Raw genomic sequence first — 13,577 nt, 5'->3', positions numbered from 1 at the left:
TCGATGTAAAGAACAAAACGGGAACAAATGGCTCAGTTAGTAGATGCCGCAGGCGTGCTGGCCGCGGTCGTCGGTCCAGTCCTTGAGAAGGACAAGCGCGCCTTTGGCGCTAACGGGCTTGTCATTCGACTTGCCCTTGCCGGTCAGCACATTCAGATCGCAGTGCGAGGTGTTGCCGGGATCGAGCGTGTCGTAAGACGAGTAGGTATAACCGGCGACGACGAAGTCGAAATTGCGATAGGCGATGGTGAGTTTCTGTTCCCAGCGGTCGCGGCCGACCGAATCGTTGTGGGTGGTAATCAGCAGCGAGCCATTGGGGAGCGCCGTGATGGATGGCGCCTGGCCGACTAGGCCGTATTGGCCCCAGACCTTGTTCGGGATGGCTGACTTGAGCGCTAGCGGGCCGTCTTCGCCGGCGAGGTAGATGTAGACGGCATTGTCCTCGTCCGTCCCGTCGCCAGGTTTCACCAGCAGCGCCAGATCGTTTGCACCGTCTTTGTCCCAGTCGCCGGTAGCGGCCGAAACGATGCGACCGGGATCGATTGCCTCAGCGGCAAACGCGAGGGAAGGAAGCAGGAAAACGAGAGGCAGGGTCAGGCGTGCATTCATGTCGCTGGTGCTCCGTGTGGTTGCTTTAGTCATAGGCGCGATGGACGGACCGCTCAAGGTTTCGCTTAATGGTCTGGAGCGGTCATTGTCGACGCAGTTAACCATGCGCAGTGGAAAGCGGGCGCTGTGCTTGGCGGCGGTTGACTTGAGAACAAAAATGGAACAAAAGAAAAACATAACGGAAAAGGAGCCATGTTATGACTGATTTTGTTCGTGACCTCGCCGCCTTCACATCGATGGGCCTGTTCGTCGCCAGCGTTGCCTTCATCGCTCTCGGGCTCTGATCCCAGGGCATATTTAAGATGCGGCGCGACCCCGATGCGGGGTCGCTTGATACCATCCCGGCACCGCACCGGTGAAAAGAACGCCGGCCCACGATGCAAAACTGGACATGGCGGGTGATAAACGGGATATCCTGACACCCTGACAGGAATCAGGGTGTAGAAATGGCGAATCAGGGCAGCGTGGAACGGAATGATCAGACGACTGCAGACCCGCAGTTCGTGCATCTGCGCGTTCACTCGGCTTTTTCGCTGCTCGAAGGCGCATTGCCTATTAAGAAGGTAATCGGCAAGGCTGTAGCCGACGCCCAGCCGGCGATCGGTATCGCCGACACCAACAATCTTTTCGCAGCGCTTGAATTTTCCCAGAAGGCGGCCGAAGACGGCCTGCAGCCGCTGACCGGCTGTCAGTTGTCGATCGACATGGAAGACGAGGCTGACGGCGAACGTCGCGGCCACGCCCAGCAACTTGCCAAGCTGCCGGCCATCGTCCTGATCGCCGCGACCGACGACGGTTACACGCGACTGGTCGATCTGGTCAGTCGCGCCTATCTCGGCGGCGAAGGCAGCCAGGTCACGAGGATCACGCGGTCGTGGCTCATGGAGGCCGGCACCGACGGGTTGATCGCGCTTTCAGGCGCCGGCGGCGGCCCGATAGACATGGCAGTGAAATCCGGCTCTGCGGCCTTGGCCGAAGCGCGCCTGGAAGCCCTCAAGGATCTCTTCGGCGATCGGCTCTACATCGAGCTGCAACGGCACGGCAATTTTGATCGCCGACATGAAAGCCGGATGATCGACCTAGCGTACAAGTTCGATGTGCCTCTGGTTGCAACCAACGAGGCGTTCTTTCCCTCGCCATCCGACTATGATGCGCACGACGCGCTGATGGCGGTCGCCCATAACGCCATGGTTTCCGATGACAGCCGCTTCAGGCTGACACCGGATCACTACCTCAAGAGCCGGAAGGAGATGGCGGCGCTTTTTGCCGACCTGCCCGAAGCGCTCGAAAACACCATCGAGATCGCGCGGCGCTGCTCGTTCATGCTGAAGACGCGCGGGCCGATCCTGCCGCGCTTCACCGGCGCCTCGGACGATCCGGAGGAGGCCGAGCGCGCCGAGTCCAGCGAATTGCGCCGGCAGGCGGAAGAGGGGCTTGACGATCGTTTGCGCAAGCTCGGCATCGCGCCCGGCTATACCGAGGAGGAGTACCGCGAACGGTTGGCGTTCGAACTCAGCGTCATCGAGCGCATGAAGTTCCCCGGCTACTTCCTGATCGTTGCCGACTTCATCAAGTGGGCCAAGCAGCACGACATTCCCGTTGGCCCAGGCCGTGGTTCCGGCGCAGGCTCGCTGGTCGCCTATGCGCTGACGATCACCGACGTCGATCCCATGCGGTTCTCGCTGCTGTTCGAACGCTTCCTCAATCCCGAACGCGTATCGATGCCCGACTTCGACATCGACTTCTGCCAGGACCGGCGCGAAGAAGTCATTCGCTACGTCCAGGCGAAATACGGCCGCGAGCAGGTCGCCCAGATCATCACGTTCGGTTCGCTCCAGGCGCGTGCGGCATTGCGCGACGTCGGTCGTGTGCTCGAAATGCCCTACGGCCAGGTCGACAAGATCTGCAAACTCGTGCCCAACAACCCGGCCAATCCGACGCCGCTGTCAAAGGCGATCGAGGAAGAGCCGCGCCTGCAGGAAGAGGCGGAAAAGGAACCGGTCGTCGCCCGTCTTCTCGACATCGCGCAGAAGATCGAAGGCCTTTATCGCCATGCCTCGACCCACGCGGCCGGCATCGTGATCGGCGATCGGCCGCTGTCGAAGCTCGTGCCGATGTATCGCGATCCGCGTTCCGACATGCCGGTGACCCAGTTCAACATGAAGTGGGTCGAACAAGCTGGTCTCGTGAAGTTCGACTTCCTCGGCCTGAAGACGCTGACGGTGCTGAAGGTCGCGGTCGACTTCGTCAAGGTGCGCGGCATCGAGGTCGATCTCGCCAGCATTCCGCTCGACGACGAGAAGACCTACGAGATGCTGTCGCGCGGCGAGACAGTCGGCGTGTTCCAGGTTGAAAGTGCCGGCATGCGCAAGGCGCTGATCGGCATGCGGCCCGACTGCATCGAAGACATCATCGCGCTGGTGGCGCTCTATCGCCCAGGCCCGATGGAGAACATCCCGGTCTACAACGCCCGCAAGCACGGCGAAGAAGAGATCGAATCGATCCATCCGAAGATCGACCATCTGCTCAAGGAAACGCAGGGCGTTATCGTCTACCAGGAACAGGTGATGCAGATCGCCCAGGTCCTGTCGGGCTATTCGCTCGGCGAAGCCGACCTTCTGCGTCGCGCCATGGGCAAGAAGATCAAGGAGGAGATGGACAAGCAGCGCGCCCGTTTCGTCGACGGCGCAGTCAAGAACGAGGTGTCGAAGCCGCAGGCCGACCTGATCTTCGACCTTCTCGCCAAGTTCGCCAACTACGGCTTCAACAAGTCGCACGCTGCCGCCTACGCCATCGTCTCCTACCAGACGGCCTATATGAAGGCGCATTATCCGGTCGAGTTCCTGGCCGCATCGATGACGCTCGACATGGCCAATACGGAGAAGGTCAACGACTTCCGTCAGGATGCCGGGCGTCTTGGCATCCAGGTTATTGCGCCATCGGTACAGTCCTCCTTCCGGCACTTTCAGACCGGCGACAAGCGCATCTATTATTCCTTGGCAGCGATCAAGGGCGTCGGCGAATCAGCGGTCGAGCACATCGTTGCCGTTCGCGGTGACCGCGAGTTTGCAAGCCTTGAGGACTTCTGCCTGAGGATCGACCCGAAGCTGCTCAACCGGCGTGTGTTCGAAAGCCTGATCGCGGCCGGCGCCTTCGATTGCTTCGGCTATGACCGTGCCGAACTGGTCGGCGGTCTCGATCGCATCCTCGGCTTTTCCCAGCGTGCGCAGGAAAACAAGACGAGCGGACAGAGCGATATGTTCGGCGCAGGGGCTGCAACCGGACCGGAACGGATAGCACTTCCCGCCTACACGCCGTGGCTCGCCTCGGAAAAACTGCACCGCGAGTTTCAGGTGCTGGGCTTCTATCTCTCGGCCCATCCGCTCGATACTTACAATCCACTGCTCGCCAAGATGCGCGTCCAGACTTTCGGCGACTTCGCCGGAGCAGTGAAGAAGGGGGCAACGGCGGGACGTCTTGCTGGCACCGTTACCTCCAAACAGGAGCGCAAGACCCGGACTGGCAACAAGATGGGCATCATCGCCTTCTCCGATTCATCCGGCCAGTTTGAGGCCGTGCTGTTTTCGGAAATGCTGCACCAGTATCGCGACCTGCTGGAGCCCGGCAAATCGCTGGTGATGACGGTTCAAGCCGAAGAACGCCCGGAAGGCATCGGTCTTCGCATCCAGACCCTGCGCTCGCTCGAGGAAGAATCGCTGCAGATGCAGAAGGCGCTGCGCGTCTATGTCCGCGATTCCGGACCGCTGAAGTCGATCGCCGCCCATTTGAATGCGCGGGGCGAAGGCCTCGTTTCCTTCATCGTCATCAAGGATAACGGCCAGCGCGAGATCGAAGTCGAGCTCAACGAGAAGTTCCGGATTTCGCCGGAGATCGCAGCGGCGCTCCGCTCGGCCCCGGGGGTGGTTGACGTCGAACTCGTCTGACCGCGCGCCATGAATGCTTGCGGCGGCGCCGATGACGGTACGCCACGTCCGACGCGGTCGCTGCATTTCCTTGGCGTCATGTCTGGTGCACGGGGCGTCAGCCCCGTGGTGATGCGCGGGTGATGGTGATGAAATCGGTACCGTCGCCGGTCTCAAGTCCGCTTTCCATATCGGAGATCGACAGCGACGAACCATCGGCAAGCAACCCGCCGATCCGCTTGCGGACATCGTCGGAGACCGCCAGACGGCCAAGCGTGCGCTGGATGGCATTGAAGGCGGATGCGTCGGCGTCGGCGGTGATCCCAAGGCGCCTTTTCGTCGATGCCGGCAGATGGTTTTCGAGCGATACGCCGTACCACTTGCCTTCACTCTTTCCCTCGTTGATCTCCTGAAATTGCAGGAAATGCGTGCCGAGCGCCTGCTCCGGCTTTTCGATCGTGACGCCGGCTTCGAAAATCGGCTTAAAACCCTGACGGACAAGAATCACCCCATTGGGGGGAGTGTCGCGGCCGGCCTTATTGAAGATGGCTCCGGCAAGTTCCGACGTCAGCTTGCCGTCCACGGTCTGTCCCTCGGCGGTCTGGAACGCGCTGATGGCGGCGACTGTGTCCGGGCCGATGTGGCCATCTGGTACACCTGCGACATAGCCGAGTTGGTTCAGCGCCAACTGGACTTCACGCCTGATATCGCGCTCGCCGCGCCGGGTGATCAGCATGCGGATCGGCTCGCGGTCTTCTGCTTTGATGACTGACGTGGTGGTCGATCCCGTGGTCATCGCCACTTCGACCGGCATGGTCTCGGTCTGGCTGATCGCCGGGCGGAGGGGCACATCCGACAGCGGCGCAGGGTTCTCGCCCGGCGCCGGTTCGCGCTGAAAGAGCATGGCGCTCGACACTTCCGTCGGGCTGACCTGCCGGTCCGTAATCAGAACATGCACGCCGCGCGACGTCATCTTGAAGAGACTGGCGGCAAACTTGCTCGGCAGGCGCACGCAACCGTGCGAGGCGGGATAGGCCGGTACGTGATTGGAGCCATGCAGCGCAATGCCTGACCAGGTCAGCCGCTGCATGAAGGGCATCGGCGCGTTCGAATAGATGTTGGATTTGTGATGACGCCGTTTTTCAAGGATCGAGAAGATACCCGTCGGCGTGGAATGGCCGGCCTTCCCCGTAGAAACCGCCGACGTCGCGATTACCGCGTCGCCGTCGTAGACGACGAGGGATTGCTGGTTCTTCGAGACGATGATCTGCAGCGGCGCGTTGCTGCCGGCAAAGCCGGCTGCAGGCGAAAACAAGAAGACGACGACGCTGGCCGTGAGAGCGAAACGCGATACCATACACTCATCCCAACACGTAAACTGGCCGATGAGCTTAGGCTGAAATATTTAAGGAATTCGTCCGGGTCGGACCTACAGCGCCGCGCGTCTTGTGAGACGCGCAAAGGTCGCTGTAGCACTTTGAATTACTGCATGTTTTTATCCTTAAATCGAATGCGATTTAAGGAAACATGCAGTAGGAAACGTCAAGCCGCCGCCGATAACGCACTAGTGATCGCGCTTTCGGCTGCCGAATGTGTAGCCGGTTTCGACGCTTGCCTTGCCGAACTTGTCGCGCAGCTTGTTGATGGCGTGCTCGGCGGCGGCGCGACGGGTTGCAGCTGGATCGACCAGATCGGGGGGATCTGCGAGATCCGGGCTGGAAAGATCGCTGACGCCGATGCCGATCAGCCGGTACTTCGTGCCGTCGACTTCGTTCTCCAGAAGCTGCAGCCCGGTGCGAAAGATGCGGTCTGCGAGCCGCGTCGGACTGTCGAGGCGGCGGTTGCGGGTCCTGGTCTTGAAGTCGGCAGTCTTCAGTTTCAAGACAACCGTCTGGCCAGCGAGTTCGGATTTGCGCAGGCGATGTGCGACCTGTTCGCTCAGTCGGCGCAAGTGCATGACGAGATCGTCGTAGCGGGCGAGATCGTCGTTGAATGTCGTTTCGGACGACACGCTTTTTGCCTCGCCGTCGATCTCGACCGTTCTTTCGTCCAGGCCGCGCGACAGGCGGTAGAGCCTCTGGCCCATGGTGCCGTAACGGCGCATGAGGTCGGCTTCCTCCATCATCTGAAGCTGACCGATCGTGCGAATGCCATCGCGCTCCAGCGTGGCGGCGAACGCCTTCCCCACGCCCCAGATCAAGGTCACTGGCCTTTCTCTCAGGAATTCGAGCGCCTCGGCCTGGCCGATCACCGAGAAGCCACGAGGCTTCTGCAGATCGGAGGCAACCTTGGCGAGGAACTTGCAGTATGAGAGGCCCACAGAGACCGTAATCCCGATCTCCTGTTCGACACGGCGGGCAAAGCGGGCGAGCGTGCGGGCGGGAGGATCGTGGTGCAGTCTCTGCGTGCCGCTCAGTTCCAGGAACGCCTCGTCGATGGAGAGCGGTTGCACCAGGGGTGTCAGCTCCTGCATCAGCATGCGGACCTCGCGGCCGACGCGAACGTATTTTTCCATATTGGGCTTGATGACGACTGCCTGCGGACAGGCTTCGAGCGCCTTGAACATCGGCATGGCCGAGCGCACGCCGTGGATGCGGGCGATGTAGCAGGCCGTGGAAACCACGCCGCGCTTGCCGCCGCCGATAATCACCGGCTTGTCGGCAAGCTCCGGATTGTCCCGCTTCTCGACCGAGGCGTAAAACGCATCACAATCGATATGGGCGAGGGTCAGGTCGTAAAGTTCTGCATGACGCAAGAGACGGGGACTGCCGTAGGCAAGGCAGCGTCGCGCGGTCGCGGTCTGTTCCCTGAGGCAGTCACGGCAGAAGCCTGGAGTTTGAGAACCGCTGTCGAGCATATCTGGAACAAATGTTGAACATTGCGACTTTACGCTCTACGCTAGCGAGTCTCAAGGGAGGCCGCGTTGGAAATTGCCTTGCATGTCAGGTTGCCGACGCCAAGCCGCTGGCCGGATTTCGTGCGTCGTCTTGCGGCTCTCGATCTGCTGGTCCGGCTGCCGCTATCGCTGGAAATGCGCGCGAATGGCATTCGCAGCGTCGACCCAGTCCGCGGCAATGTGAACGCAAGTGTCCGGCGCGGGCGCGAGCGCCCGGAACTCGGCGTTGGCCATCAGATTGATCAGCAGGCAGGTCGGCGCGTGCGCCTGCACCGATTGCAGGTTGCGCGCGAGGTCGTCGATGAAAACAACGGGAAGGGCCCGGCCGGCATGCAGTCGCTTTACGATCGGCCCTTTGGGGTCTTCCGAAGCGAGCAGCGGATAGGGAAGATCCAGCCGGTTCAGCAGGGCACGCCGCGCGGCCGCATGGCGCGGCGGCATGGCTGTCAGAAAGACGATGTCAGCCTGGGTCGACAGGTCGCGCAGGGTTTCGACAACGCCGACAGCCGGGGTCTGCCAGCGATCCTGCGTGGCGTAGAATGTTTCGAGCAATTCCTTGACGTCCGCCTCGCTGGCCGTGTGTTCCGTTGCGCGATGGATGATGTTGCCGGTCAGCCGAAACGAACGCGGCAGCAGGACATGGTCGCGGCTTTCGAGAAAAGCCCGGAAGGGGCTGAGGAATTCGAGCACGACTTCGTCGATGTCGCTGACGACAAGCGGGCGGTCGCCGAGGCGGATTTCATCGTCGAAGACGGTGTTGCTCACGCTCAGCTGTCCTGCAGGTCGGCGGCGCCGGAAAGTTTCTCATGCGCACGCGCGACATCCTGCGGGGCTGTCCCCGTCGCCTCGCAGAAGGCGATCAGCGTCGGTTCATGGTCCATGAGAAAGGCGACGAGCCCACCCATGAAGCCCGGCTCGCCGATCGCATTGCGCAGGGAGGACGGGTCCGTGCCGGTCAGCGCCAGAAATCGGGACAGCAGGTCCGGCTCGCCGGCAAGCCAGGCGAGGATGTCGATGGCGATTTCGTCGGCGCTCTTCAATGTCTTGGCCTCCTACTGTTTTTACGCCCGGAATTACCTATTTTTCAACCAAATAGGTTTATCGGTGAACTTGAGGAAATGGGTCGAGTCGTTGGTTCTGCAACTTAGATGTCTTGAGAAGACTTGCAAGAAGACGACGGACAGCAAGGGATCGACATGCCCAAACAGGTAATGATTGTTGAGGATAACGAGCTGAACATGAAGCTCTTCCGCGACCTGATTGAGGCTTCCGGTTACGCGACGATCCAGACGCGCAACGGTATGGAGGCGCTCGAGCTGGCGCGGAAGTATCGCCCCGATCTGATTTTGATGGACATTCAGCTGCCGGAGGTCTCCGGGCTCGAAGTCACGAAGTGGCTGAAGGAAGATGATGAGTTGCACGTCATCCCGGTGATCGCCGTGACTGCCTTCGCCATGAAGGGCGACGAGGAACGCATCCGTCAGGGCGGATGCGAAGCCTATGTTTCAAAACCGATTTCTGTGCCAAAGTTCATTGAGACGATCAAGACCTACCTTGGCGATGCCTGACTGGCGGGAAAATTGATATGACTGCGCGCATTCTTGTTGTCGATGACGTGCCTGCCAATGTTAAGCTTCTCGAAGCGCGTCTGCTCGCTGAGTATTTCGATGTGCTGACGGCCGGTGATGGCCATACGGCGCTGACACTCTGCGAGACGACGCCGGTCGACCTGGTGCTTCTCGACATCATGATGCCCGGCATCGACGGCTTCGAGGTCTGCGAGCGTCTGAAGGCCAATCCGCGCACAGCTCATATTCCCGTCGTCATGGTGACGGCACTCGACCAGCCATCCGATCGGGTTCGCGGGTTGAAGGCCGGCGCCGACGATTTCCTGACGAAGCCGGTCAACGATTTGCAGCTGATGTCGCGGGTGAAGAGCCTCGTCCGCCTGAAGAACGTCAGCGACGAATTGCGGCTGCGTGCCCAGACCGCGCAGACGATCGGCCTGCAGGAACTGGCCCGCCAGGACCGCCCGGACGAGCCGGGAAGCATCCTTCTGGTCGACGGCCGTGGCTCCTCTCAGGAGCGGCTTCAGCGCACGCTCAAGCCGATTGCAGATGTCTCTGTCATCTCGGATCCGCAGGCGGCGCTGTTCGAAGCGGCGGAGAACAATTTCGATCTCGTCATCGTCAACGCCAATTTCGACGACTACGATCCCCTGCGGCTGTGCTCCCAGTTGCGGTCGCTGGAGCGCACACGTTTCATTCCGATCTTGCTGATCACCGATCAGGGGAATGACGAGATGATCGTGCGGGCGCTCGATCTCGGTGTTACCGACTACATCATCAGGCCGGTCGATCCCAATGAGCTTGTCGCCCGCTCGTTGACGCAAATCAGGCGCAAGCATTGCAACGATATGCTGAGAAAGAGCGTGCAGCAGACAATAGAGCTGGCGGTCACCGATGGCCTGACAGGGCTGCACAACCGCCGCTATCTCGATAATCATCTGAAGCTGCTGCTCGATCGTGCGGCAGCACGCGGTCGTCCGTTGTCGATTTGCATGACCGACATCGATCGGTTCAAGCAGGTCAACGACACGTATGGTCACGATGTCGGTGATGAAGTGTTGCGCGAGTTTGCCAGCCGTATCCGCTCCACCGTGCGCGGCGCCGATCTGGCCTGCCGCTTTGGCGGCGAAGAGTTCGTCGTGGTCATGCCCGACACACTGCCCGAGATGGCGGCTGCCGTTGCCGAGCGGTTGCGCCATATCATTGAGAGCCAGCCATTCTCGATACCCCATGCGGATGGCGCGCTGGTCATTACCGCGTCCATGGGCATTGCCGGTCTGAAACTCGAAGGCGACACGACGGAAGCTTTGCTGAAGCGCGCAGATATGGCGCTCTACCAGGCGAAGAAAGAGGGTCGCAACAGAGTGGTGGCGGCTGCAGCCTGACGGAAAGAACCGAGCCTCCCGTTGCCTGCTGGCGGCTTGGCGAAATTCCGGATCCCTCTTGCGATATGCCTTTAAAGTTGTATTCTCCGTCGCAACGATGCTACCGAGGGGTTTGGTAGCCGCGGCGCGCAAACATTTACATGTGCCGATGTGAGACAGAATTAACCATGCGCCGAGCAACACCGCTTCGCGCATTAAGAATTCATTGATTTTTTTCTATTTTCAGGTGATGCTGATAAATGCGGGGCATAGCTTCCATCAGCTTCGGTTACCCCATGATGCTCAGGTCCGCCGCATCTCCTGGGTCGTGGGGTCGGTCGGTTGGCTTTTGACACCTGCGGAATCCTCGTGCCGCGGTCAGTAGCCAGCCGACCCCCATTCAAAGCGCTGTTCCGGAAGGGGCAGCGCTTTTTGATTCTTGCCTGTGCGCACGCGCAGTCGGGGCGGGCGTGACGGGAGGCAGGGCGTCAAACTGTCGGCGGCCGGTTCGTGGCGCGCCAACGGAAAGGGGCGCCAAACCTTGCGGCTGGCGCCCCTTGATTCCACGAAACGTCAGATCTTACTTGATCTTGGTTTCCTTGAATTCGACGTGCTTCTTAGCGACCGGATCGTACTTGGTCTTGGTCATCTTGTCCGTCATCGTACGGCTGTTCTTGGTCGTGACGTAGAAGAAACCCGTGTCGGCTGTCGACAGCAGCTTGATCTTGATGGTGGTGGCTTTTGCCATGGTCGTCCTGCCTTTATGAAAATGAACGCCGTGGAAAACCGGGTGCGGGCCACGGGCAAGGTTGGCGCGAAACTACAAATCGCGGCTGAAAAGTCAAGACCGTTTTGGATTCAAAACGATCCTTACAACCGAAAGCGCGACGTAAAGACCGAAAAACCCGGCAATTGCCCAGGCAAAGCCGTTGTTGCCGGCCACATCCATCGACGCACCTATGACCTGCGGCCCGGCAACGGTGCCGACCGCATAGGAAAAGACGAACGCTGCATTGGCGGCTGCGAGATCGGAGCCTTGCAACCGAGAACCGAGATGGCTGAGACCGACCGTGTAGAGACCAGAGACGCAACCGCCCCAGAACAACAGCACGATCGCCATCAGGAACCAGCTTTCCACCAGCATCGGCAGACAAAGGGCACCGATGAGGCCGATGACGGTCATAGCCGACAGCAATGTGCGCTTGTCCTTGATCTGGTCTGACAACATGCCGAGCGGAATCTGGAAGATGAAATTGCCGACACCCATCACGGTCAACAGCAGCGCCGCCTGTGATTCGGTGAAGCCCGATCGTGTCCCGTAGACCGTAAAGAGCGATAATCCGCCCGATTCGACTGCGCCGAAGATGAAGACGGCGGCCGTCGCCGTCGGCACCAGGAAGATATAGCGCATGAAGTGGCGGTCTGGCTTTTCGTCGATCACCGGGCTCTCGTCCCGGGCGATGAAGATCGGCACGGCGGCGAGCAGGATCACGCTGGCACCGACCACGAAGGGCAAGACGCCCTCGCTGCCGAGGATCGAGAAGAGCAGCGGCCCGCTCAGGAAGCCGAGCGATAGAACCGTGCCGTAGATGCCGAGCACGAAGCCCCGTTTCGCTGGCGGCGCGGTGGCATTGATCCAGAACTCGGAGAGGATGAAGAGTACGGTAATGGCACCATGGAAGACGACGCGCAGCGGAAACCAGAGCCAGAAGTTGGTAATGTAGTAGAAACCGAAAGCGCTGATTGCGGCGAGGAGGACGGCCCAGAGCATCGTCGGCGCAACACCGTGACGATGTGCGAACTTGGTCGTGAAGGACGCTGCGACCATGGAGGCCACGCCGGCCATCGCGGAATTGAGACCAATCAGCGTCGACGAGATGCCGCGCTTCTCCATGATGCTCGAAAGCAGCGGCAGGCCGAGGCCGATGGCTATGCCGACGGCGCTGATGGCGGAGACCGCCGCAATCAGCGAAGGCCAGTGAATTTCCTCAACCGGTGCTGGGCACCCGGGCGTCGGCTGTGACATGCGACGGTGGTCCTTAGAGAAGCGTGCGGATGAGCCGCCCACGGCGCGTGAAATAGAACGGCACGGAGCGCTCATAGGGGAGCGATGGGTCCGCGTTAAGGCCGCTTCTCAAATCCGAAAGGATGATGGCGGTGATCTCCGGTATCCGGAGAGAGGGGAGGTCGTTGACATCGATCCACTGCAAATCCTGGAGCTCCCGGCTTTCCAGAACCCGCGATGTATCGACTTCGGCTTCGTCCGCGAAGATCGCGAAGAAGCGCGTATCGAACCGCCTCGAGTGTCCCGGAGGAGTAATGGCACGAGCCATATAGCGCAAGTTTGCGAGATCTGGAAGAAAGGGCAATGGGGCTTCCGCCTCTGCCTGGGGCGTGCCCAGGGGAACGCCCGCTTCCTCGTAGAGTTCTCTCAATGCCGCCAGGGCCAGCGCTCTGGCGCGAGCGTCGCTGACCGGTGGCCCCTCGACGCTTTTCAGCGCCTGGAGAACGGCAGGGTTGAGGTCGCTGGAAAACGCGAGGCGATGGTCGGTCGGGTCTCGGCGCCCGCCGGGAAAGACGTAGAGATCGGGCATGAAGACATGCGCGCTGCTGCGTCGGCCCATCAGCACCCGCACGTCGCCACCGGAGCGGTCAAGCAGCATGATCGACGCTGCGTCACGCGGCCTTGCACGCCGCTCAGGAGCGCCAGAGACCGGGGCGACGCTTTCGCGTCCTGAGCTCATGCGGAGGGATCTCGCGCAGGCAGGATGTCCTCCGGGGTGTCCTCTTGTCCACCGAATCCGTGCATCTTCAATGCCCATTGCAGGCCGATGACAGCGCCCTTGATCGGCTGCAGCAGTGCGAGCGAGCTGATGAGCGTAATCGGCGTCCAGATGGCCAGGTGCTGCCACGTCGTCAACGGCAGGATCATGTCGGTCATCATGTAGCCGCCGAGCACCAGATGGCCGACGATGGTGACGACGATGTAGGGCGGAAAGTCGTCGGCGCGCTGGTGGTCCATACGCTCGCCACAGGCCGCGCAGGCATCGACGGCTTTGACGTAGCTGCGGAAGAGCTTGCCGCTGCCGCAGGCCGGGCAGGTGCCGAGAAAGCCGCGGCGCATCGACCGGCCGACGGCACGTTCCTCAGTGGCATGGCCTCCGAGATGAAGCGTTTCCTTGTCCGTTGCCGTCATCTGCATTCTCTCCTTGTCGAA

The 13,577-nt window shown here is 60.8% G+C and carries 13 protein-coding genes; 4 read left to right on the top strand and 9 right to left on the bottom strand.

Features of this window, described 5'->3' with window-relative positions; all coding sequences use genetic code 11:
- Positions 1-36 precede the first annotated feature (36 nt).
- Positions 37-609: a hypothetical protein gene (locus tag ABIE33_RS01535; protein ID WP_429120524.1), complete on the bottom strand. Its 573-nt coding sequence runs from the start codon at positions 607-609 to the stop codon at positions 37-39.
- On the opposite strand from ABIE33_RS01535, the gene ABIE33_RS01530 reads away from it, so the two are divergent.
- Both ABIE33_RS01530 and dnaE read left to right on the top strand, forming a co-directional pair.
- Positions 608-814: a hypothetical protein gene (locus ABIE33_RS01530; protein WP_429120521.1), complete on the top strand. Its 207-nt coding sequence runs from the start codon at positions 608-610 to the stop codon at positions 812-814. The genes ABIE33_RS01535 and ABIE33_RS01530 overlap by 2 nt on opposite strands.
- Before the next feature lie 241 nt (positions 815-1,055).
- On the top strand, positions 1,056-4,553 hold the full coding sequence (gene dnaE / locus ABIE33_RS01525) for a DNA polymerase III subunit alpha (protein WP_429120518.1): 3,498 nt from the start codon (positions 1,056-1,058) through the stop codon (positions 4,551-4,553).
- 97 nt (positions 4,554-4,650) lie between these two features.
- On the opposite strand, the gene ABIE33_RS01520 is transcribed toward dnaE, so the two are convergent.
- The 4 genes from ABIE33_RS01520 to ABIE33_RS01505 form a co-directional block, all read right to left on the bottom strand.
- Positions 4,651-5,889, bottom strand: a complete 1,239-nt coding sequence (locus tag ABIE33_RS01520; protein ID WP_429120515.1) for a L,D-transpeptidase family protein — start codon at positions 5,887-5,889, stop codon at positions 4,651-4,653.
- Between the two features lie 207 nt (positions 5,890-6,096).
- Positions 6,097-7,389, bottom strand: a complete 1,293-nt coding sequence (locus ABIE33_RS01515) for a DNA polymerase IV (protein ID WP_429120512.1) — start codon at positions 7,387-7,389, stop codon at positions 6,097-6,099.
- A gap of 162 nt (positions 7,390-7,551) precedes the next feature.
- Positions 7,552-8,199, bottom strand: a complete 648-nt coding sequence (locus tag ABIE33_RS01510; protein ID WP_429123023.1) for a hypothetical protein — start codon at positions 8,197-8,199, stop codon at positions 7,552-7,554.
- Positions 8,196-8,468, bottom strand: coding sequence for a DUF3572 domain-containing protein (locus ABIE33_RS01505; RefSeq protein ID WP_429120509.1), 273 nt, complete (start codon positions 8,466-8,468; stop codon positions 8,196-8,198). The genes ABIE33_RS01510 and ABIE33_RS01505 overlap by 4 nt, the downstream gene beginning before the upstream one ends.
- Positions 8,469-8,624: 156 nt before the next feature.
- Here ABIE33_RS01505 and ABIE33_RS01500 point away from each other — a divergent pair, with 156 nt between their 5' ends.
- Together ABIE33_RS01500 and ABIE33_RS01495 are read left to right on the top strand one after the other, a co-directional pair.
- Positions 8,625-8,996: a response regulator gene (locus ABIE33_RS01500; RefSeq protein ID WP_025426610.1), complete on the top strand. Its 372-nt coding sequence runs from the start codon at positions 8,625-8,627 to the stop codon at positions 8,994-8,996.
- A 17-nt stretch (positions 8,997-9,013) separates the two neighbouring features.
- A complete protein-coding gene (locus tag ABIE33_RS01495; protein ID WP_429120506.1) occupies positions 9,014-10,381 on the top strand; it encodes a PleD family two-component system response regulator in 1,368 nt (455 codons plus the stop codon).
- Between the two features lie 559 nt (positions 10,382-10,940).
- On the opposite strand, the gene rpmG is transcribed toward ABIE33_RS01495, so the two are convergent.
- The 4 genes from rpmG to ABIE33_RS01475 form a co-directional block, all read right to left on the bottom strand.
- Complete coding sequence (gene rpmG / locus ABIE33_RS01490) at positions 10,941-11,108, bottom strand: 50S ribosomal protein L33 (RefSeq protein ID WP_003547442.1); 168 nt, start codon at positions 11,106-11,108, stop codon at positions 10,941-10,943.
- 93 nt (positions 11,109-11,201) lie between these two features.
- Positions 11,202-12,386 carry an MFS transporter gene (locus tag ABIE33_RS01485; protein WP_429120488.1) on the bottom strand — a complete coding sequence of 395 codons (1,185 nt, stop codon included), beginning with the start codon at positions 12,384-12,386 and terminating at the stop codon, positions 11,202-11,204.
- 13 nt (positions 12,387-12,399) lie between these two features.
- Positions 12,400-13,104 carry an NUDIX hydrolase gene (locus ABIE33_RS01480; RefSeq protein WP_429120485.1) on the bottom strand — a complete coding sequence of 235 codons (705 nt, stop codon included), beginning with the start codon at positions 13,102-13,104 and terminating at the stop codon, positions 12,400-12,402.
- Entirely contained in the window at positions 13,101-13,562 is a 462-nt protein-coding gene (locus tag ABIE33_RS01475; protein WP_429120483.1) for a DUF983 domain-containing protein, read from the bottom strand. The genes ABIE33_RS01480 and ABIE33_RS01475 overlap by 4 nt, the downstream gene beginning before the upstream one ends.
- Between the last annotated feature and the right edge of the window lie 15 nt (positions 13,563-13,577).

This window comes from Ensifer sp. 4252 (genome assembly GCF_050434565.1).
Classification (GTDB): Bacteria; Pseudomonadota; Alphaproteobacteria; order Rhizobiales; family Rhizobiaceae; genus Ensifer.
This window is presented reverse-complemented; position numbering and strand designations above follow the sequence as displayed.

Coding starts and splice junctions, on each gene's coding strand:
- ABIE33_RS01520 (WP_429120515.1), bottom strand. CDS start 5,889: ATGGTATCGCGTTTCGCTCTCACGGCCAGCGTCGTCGTCTTCTTGTTT.
- ABIE33_RS01480 (WP_429120485.1), bottom strand. CDS start 13,104: ATGAGCTCAGGACGCGAAAGCGTCGCCCCGGTCTCTGGCGCTCCTGAG.
- ABIE33_RS01485 (WP_429120488.1), bottom strand. CDS start 12,386: ATGTCACAGCCGACGCCCGGGTGCCCAGCACCGGTTGAGGAAATTCAC.
- dnaE (WP_429120518.1), top strand. CDS start 1,056: ATGGCGAATCAGGGCAGCGTGGAACGGAATGATCAGACGACTGCAGAC.
- ABIE33_RS01495 (WP_429120506.1), top strand. CDS start 9,014: ATGACTGCGCGCATTCTTGTTGTCGATGACGTGCCTGCCAATGTTAAG.
- rpmG (WP_003547442.1), bottom strand. CDS start 11,108: ATGGCAAAAGCCACCACCATCAAGATCAAGCTGCTGTCGACAGCCGAC.
- ABIE33_RS01500 (WP_025426610.1), top strand. CDS start 8,625: ATGCCCAAACAGGTAATGATTGTTGAGGATAACGAGCTGAACATGAAG.
- ABIE33_RS01475 (WP_429120483.1), bottom strand. CDS start 13,562: ATGCAGATGACGGCAACGGACAAGGAAACGCTTCATCTCGGAGGCCAT.
- ABIE33_RS01535 (WP_429120524.1), bottom strand. CDS start 609: ATGAATGCACGCCTGACCCTGCCTCTCGTTTTCCTGCTTCCTTCCCTC.
- ABIE33_RS01530 (WP_429120521.1), top strand. CDS start 608: ATGTCGCTGGTGCTCCGTGTGGTTGCTTTAGTCATAGGCGCGATGGAC.
- ABIE33_RS01515 (WP_429120512.1), bottom strand. CDS start 7,389: ATGCTCGACAGCGGTTCTCAAACTCCAGGCTTCTGCCGTGACTGCCTC.